Here is a 614-nt window from a genome sequence, read left to right on the forward strand (position 1 = left end):
TTAGAAGTTTTTTATGAATTAAATCCAGATTTAAAATGAGACAGAGCATAAAGATACCGAGGATTTTAAAAATAAACTGGATTAAAGAGTTATCAATTTCAGTTGTTTTTAACAATGGAGAATCACGAATAATTGATTTTAGGAAAGTACTCAAAAAGAGTAATGTTGATGAAACTTCTCCAGCAAATATTCTCTATGACACTGAAGAGTTCGCTAAGGTTGAATTAGTTGGGAATACACTTTCATGGCATAATGTGGAGCAGTTCATAACGATGAGAAATGGTGAGAAAATGAAAGTTCCATATGAGATTGGTGCGGACGTATTACTCAAATATAGTCAGCCAGAGAAATGAGAGCTTTCACTTAGAATTGGTGAATTGATTAGAGAAGCTAGGCTAAAGTCGGGATTAACTCAACAGGATTTAGCCCTGAAAAGCGGTACATCAAGAACTTATATATCTAAAATTGAGAATGATAGATCTGATTTAGAAATTGCTACTTTGAGAAAGATTATTGAAACAGGCTTAGGCCGGAGACTGGATATTTCAATAAAGTAAATAACCATAATATATAGGAGTCTGAGCGGTCGGCACGACCCAGCGATGACTCTCGAA

General features: G+C 34.7%; 2 protein-coding genes. Both read left to right on the forward strand.

The annotated features are described in order from the left end of the window. The first annotated feature begins 35 nt into the window (after positions 1-35). Positions 36-353, forward strand: a complete 318-nt coding sequence (locus JCM15548_RS20795; protein ID WP_062129165.1) for a hypothetical protein — start codon at positions 36-38, stop codon at positions 351-353. Between the two features lie 24 nt (positions 354-377). Continuing rightward, entirely contained in the window at positions 378-557 is a 180-nt protein-coding gene (locus JCM15548_RS26525) for a helix-turn-helix domain-containing protein (protein ID WP_227626102.1), read from the forward strand. Positions 558-614: the final 57 nt, after the last annotated feature.

The organism is Geofilum rubicundum JCM 15548, from assembly GCF_000974365.1.
Taxonomy (GTDB): Bacteria; Bacteroidota; Bacteroidia; order Bacteroidales; family Marinilabiliaceae; genus Geofilum; species Geofilum rubicundum.

Excerpts from the sequence above, each read along its gene's own strand:
- JCM15548_RS20795 (WP_062129165.1), top strand. The coding sequence starts at position 36 with ATGAGACAGAGCATAAAGATACCGAGGATTTTAAAAATAAACTGGATT.